Source organism: Vicinamibacteria bacterium (assembly GCA_035620555.1).
Classification (GTDB): Bacteria; Acidobacteriota; Vicinamibacteria; order Marinacidobacterales; family SMYC01; genus DASPGQ01.
Window position 1 is genome coordinate 1 of sequence record DASPGQ010000706.1, and the last position, 4,770, is coordinate 4,770.

A 4,770-nucleotide genomic window follows, 5' to 3' on the forward strand; every position below is an offset into this window, starting at 1 on the left:
TTTCCCAGTGGGTTCGTCGACCGCGGCGAGACCGTGGTCGACGCCGCGGTGCGGGAGACTCGGGAAGAGGCCAACGTCCACGTCGATATCGTCGAGCTCATCGATGTGTTCTCCTACGAGAGCTCTCCCGTCGTCGTCGTCGTGTACGCTGCCGAGGTGGTTTCCGGCGAGCTCCAGGCCGCGGATGAATGTCTCGAAGTGCGCTCGTTCGATCCCGGGCTTATTCCGTGGCCAGAGCTCGCCTTTTCCAGCACCCGCGATGCATTGAGGAGCTATATCCGGCGATTTCTGTGTCCGCGAAATCCCACCTAGCAGGGTGAGAGCCCCCGACGACGTGGTAACATGACGCCATGGCTGACACGGTGAAGATATTCGGAAAGGCCGGTTGACCGTACACTACCGCGGCCCGTGAGGCCTATGCGAGTCGTGACGTGGAGTACTTCGACGTCAAGTCCCACCCGGAGCATATGACCGCAATGCTTGCCTCGAGCGGCGGCCAGAGAGCCGTGCCGGTCATCGTCGATGGAGACAAGGTCACCATCGGCTACGGCGGTACGTGAGGGGTCTGAGCTTGCCGACGGTCCGTCGGTTCACGCCGTGATTACAAAGCCGACGTGGAAACACGTCATCGGGATCCTCGGCGGCCTGGGACCCCATGCTCACGTCGAGTTCGAAGCGCTTCTGTTGAGAGCCACCGAGCAAGCGCTCGGCCGTTCCGCTCGGGATCAGGACTATCCACCGTGGGTGCTCTCCTCGATGCCCGCGACACCCGATCGCACCCGGGCGATCCTCGAGGGCACCGAGTCTCCGGTCGAGGCCCTGGTCGAGAGCGCGAGGCGGCTCGTCGGCGCCGCGTTCGCAGTCATCCCGTGCAATACCGCGCACGTCTTCCTTCCCCAAGTGCGACCCCGAGTCTCGATACCATTTCTCGACATGGTCCGCGAGGCGGTGGAAAAGGCGCTCGCCCGCGTGGGCCCGAGAGGAAGCATCGGCGTACTCGCGGCATCGGGAACGATTCGCTCTGGTATCTATGCGGAAACAATTCGACGGATCGCACCCGAGTCGCGAATGCTGACACCTTTCGATCTCGAGGGCGGCGAACAGATGCAGGAGAAGCTCGTCATGGAGCCCATCTACGGCGCGCTATGCAACGGGAATCGCGCGGGAGGCGGCATCAAATCGGGTGGCTACCGGGATCCCCTCTCGAGAGAGAAGCTCGCCGAGCCGATGCGCGAGGCTGCCCGTAGGCTGTCGCGGGCCGGGGCCGACGTCGTGCTCACGGCCTGCACGGAGATTCCGCTGGTGCTCGGTCGCGATCGCGTGGACGAGGTCCGATTGCTCGACCCGATGTGGGTTGCGGCGGAAGCCGCCGTCGAGATCGCACTCGGCAATCGTCCCTTACCCTCTTAGAACCTTCGGCAATGCACGTACTCGACAGCGCCGCTATGCGCGAAGCCGACCGCCGCACGATCGAGGATATCGGTCTCCCCGGACGAGTCCTGATGGAGAACGCCGGGCGGGCGATCGTCCAGGTTATGCGGGAGCGCATCGAGGACCTCGACGAGCGCATCATCGCCATCGTCTGCGGCAAGGGAAACAACGGCGGTGACGGTCTCGTCTGCCTTCGCGTTCTATTGGAATCTGGGTGTGACGCACGCGCCTTCGTGCTCGCGCCGTTCGAGAGCTTGAGTGCCGATGCGATCGACAATCTCCAGACGGCGCTCAAAATGGGGCTTCCGGTTACGGCCGTACCCACCGAGGATGACTGGGACCAGGTGTTTCCCCGTGTCGCGACTGCGGACCTCGTTGTCGATGCCATTCTGGGAACGGGCCTCTCCGAAGGCGCGCGCGGCCTGGCGCGAAAGGCCATCGAGGGCCTCAACGAGATCGACGCTCCCGTGGTCGCCGTCGACGTCCCCTCGGGCCTCTCGTCCGATTCCGCGCGCATCCCCGGTGCCGCAGTCGCCGCCGAGCTTACCGTCGCGCTGGCGGCTCCCAAGATCTGCCACTACCTCCCGCCGGCGTGCGAGCGCTGCGGTCACGTCGAGACGGTCGACATCGGAATTCCCCACGGGTTTCTAGCCAGCAGAGACCCGTCGCTCGAGATCATCGAGGAACGGGCCCTGGCCCGGTTGCTGCCGGCGCGACCTCGCTCGTCGCACAAAGGGACTTTCGGCCATTTGCTCGTGGTCGCCGGCTCGGTCGGCAAGACGGGTGCCGCAGTGATGACGGCGCGTGCGGCCCTTCGGTCGGGCGCGGGCCTCGTCACCGTCGCCTCGGCGGCGAGCGCCATCGCGATGATGGCACCCATGGTTCCGGAAGTCATGTGGGAGTCACTGCCCGAAACCGCAAGCGGGGGGATTGCCTTCGAAGCTCACCGCCAACTCGCCAAGCTCATCGAATCCCGGTCGGCCCTCGCGATCGGCCCCGGCCTCGGGCTCGATGGGGAAACGGTCCGGCTCGTCGCCAAGCTCGTGGAGACGGCGCGCAAGCCGACGGTCGTCGACGCCGACGGGATCAATGCCCTGGCGATATCGGGCCTGATCAAGATGGACGGGGAGCTGGCTCTCACGCCGCATCCCGGTGAGGCAGGCCGATTACTCCAGCTGTCCGCGGGCGAGGTCGAGCAGGACCGCCTGCTCGCGGTGAGACAGCTCGCGACGGCGACCAACGCACACGTCCTTCTCAAAGGATTTCGCACGCTTTCGTGCGATCCCGTGGGCAACACGAAGATCAATCTTACGGGCAACGCGGGAATGGCGACCGCCGGCACCGGCGACGTGCTCACCGGCGTCGTCGGGGGGCTTCTCGCCCAGGGGATTCCGCTCCAGGATACGCTGCCACTCGCCGCCCACGTCCATGGGCTCGCGGGAGACCTGGCCGCCGGCGACAGGGGCGAGCTCTCCATGACCGCGGGCGACCTGATGGAGAAACTGCCGGAGGCCTTTCGACGGCTGAGCTAGTTAGCTTGACCCGCACGAGTCACAGCCCCGAAGAAACGGTCGCCATTGCCGAGGAGCTGGCTACCGAAGCACCAGCTCGTTCGGTCTACTACCTCGAGGGAGACCTGGGTTCGGGAAAGACGACCTTCACCAAGGGCCTTGCCAAACATTATGGCATCGACCCGGCCGTCGTCTCGAGCCCGACGTTTGCATTGGTCAACCGCTACAGTGGTGCTACGCGTGACGTCTACCACATCGATCTCTACCGAATCGAGAACGCGAGAGAGCTGGTCGAGCTCGGGCTCGAAGAGCTGGAGGAAGAGGGCGCGGTGCTGGTGGTAGAGTGGCCGGAGAAGCTCGGACGGTTCGCCCGCCGCGAAGCCATCCGGGTTCATTTGGAAATGACGGGAGAGAACGAGCGTCGAATCACGATACGTCCCGGAGTAACGAGATGACGAGACCCAGACCGAGACTCGAAGGGATCATCGCCGCCATCCCCACTCCGTTCCGCCAGGACGAGGAGCTGGCCCTCGATCGGCTCGCCACGAACCTGTCGTCCTGGAATCGCACCCGCCTTGCCGGTTACACGGCTCTCGGGACCACGGGTGAGTTCGTGTCGCTCACGACCGACGAAAAGAAACGGGTGCTGGAGACGGCGCGAGAGCATATCCCCAGCGATCGCGTCCTTCTGGCGGGAACCGGGGCGGAATCCACGAAAGAGACCGTGACGCTGACCGGGTTCGCTGCCGAGATCGGATGCGACTACGCGATCGTCGTCACTCCGCATTACAACCGACGTTCGTTCGTGGAGAGCTCCCTCGTCGACCATTACCGGCGGGTGGCCGATTCGAGCACCATTCCCGTCGTCGTGTACCACATCCCCGCCTGCACCGGGTTATCACTCGCTCCCGAGACCGTCGCGAAGCTCGCCGAGCATCCCAACATCGTCGGTATCAAAGACAGCTCCGGCGACGTTTTCGCGCTCGAGGAGACCAAGCGGGCTTGCGGCGGCGGCTTCAAAGTTTTGACCGGGTCCGCTCAGATCCTGGTCTCGGCCTTCCACGCCGGAGCGAGCGGAGCCATTCTCGCCGACGCAAATGTGGCGCCCGAAGTTTGTGTCGATCTGTGGGACGCCTGCGCCGCCGCTGAGCTCGATCGGGCGAGGAAAATCCAGTCCCGACTCGTGCCCTTCAACCGCCTGCTGCTCGGCCGCTACGGAATTCCCGGCGTCAAGGCCCTTCTGGACAAAATCGGTTGGTATGGTGGGCCTCCCCGCGCTCCCCTGGCCTCGGTCTCCGAGGAAGCCGCCCGCGAGCTTCTCCAGTCGCTCGGCCACGCGTCCGCGGAGACCGCTCGGTGAATCGGCGCACGCTCGGAACGGCAATCGTGGTTGCGCCGCTCCTGCACGGCTGCGAGACCGCTTCCGAGCTCCCTCCGCGAAACGCGGGCATCAACGTACTTCTCATCACCGTCGACACACTGCGGGCCGACCATTTGAGCGCGTACGGCTATCCCCGCCAGACCAGCCCGGCGGTCGATGCGCTCGCGGCACGGGGCGTGACTTTCGAGAAGGCCTTCACCTACTGGCCAAAGACTCGGGGGAGTTTCGCGTCGCTTTTCACCAGCCGGTACGCATCACAGCACGGGCTCACCGTCCGCGATCGCGACCTTCCCGATTTCAACGACACCCTGGCCGAGACCCTGAAGAGGACCGGCTACCGCACCGCTGCCGCCGTCGACAACGGAAATCTCGATTCTCGACTCGGGTTCGCCCAGGGTTTCGACGAATACGAGCAGACCTGGCTCACCGGTGCGACCGAGATCGAAC

At 64.9% G+C, this 4,770-nt stretch carries 7 protein-coding genes; all 7 read left to right on the forward strand.

Features of this window, described 5'->3' with window-relative positions:
* Positions 1 to 312: NUDIX domain-containing protein (locus VEK15_28360; GenBank protein HXV64644.1), on the forward strand; the 312-nt coding region annotated here is incomplete at its 5' end.
* Between the two features lie 38 nt (positions 313 to 350).
* Positions 351 to 560: a UXX-star (seleno)protein family 1 gene (locus VEK15_28365; GenBank protein HXV64645.1), complete on the forward strand. Its 210-nt coding sequence runs from the start codon at positions 351 to 353 to the stop codon at positions 558 to 560.
* A 37-nt stretch (positions 561 to 597) separates the two neighbouring features.
* Positions 598 to 1,410 (forward strand): amino acid racemase, encoded by an 813-nt coding sequence (locus VEK15_28370; protein ID HXV64646.1) that lies wholly within the window; start codon positions 598 to 600, stop codon positions 1,408 to 1,410.
* Between the two features lie 11 nt (positions 1,411 to 1,421).
* A complete protein-coding gene (locus VEK15_28375) occupies positions 1,422 to 2,963 on the forward strand; it encodes an NAD(P)H-hydrate dehydratase (GenBank protein ID HXV64647.1) in 1,542 nt (513 codons plus the stop codon).
* A 5-nt stretch (positions 2,964 to 2,968) separates the two neighbouring features.
* Positions 2,969 to 3,397 carry a tRNA (adenosine(37)-N6)-threonylcarbamoyltransferase complex ATPase subunit type 1 TsaE gene (gene tsaE, locus VEK15_28380; protein HXV64648.1) on the forward strand — a complete coding sequence of 143 codons (429 nt, stop codon included), beginning with the start codon at positions 2,969 to 2,971 and terminating at the stop codon, positions 3,395 to 3,397.
* Positions 3,394 to 4,302 carry a dihydrodipicolinate synthase family protein gene (locus VEK15_28385; protein ID HXV64649.1) on the forward strand — a complete coding sequence of 303 codons (909 nt, stop codon included), beginning with the start codon at positions 3,394 to 3,396 and terminating at the stop codon, positions 4,300 to 4,302. The genes tsaE and VEK15_28385 overlap by 4 nt, the downstream gene beginning before the upstream one ends.
* On the forward strand, positions 4,299 to 4,770 hold a 472-nt coding region (locus VEK15_28390), incomplete at its 3' end, for a sulfatase-like hydrolase/transferase (GenBank protein ID HXV64650.1). The genes VEK15_28385 and VEK15_28390, both read left to right, overlap by 4 nt.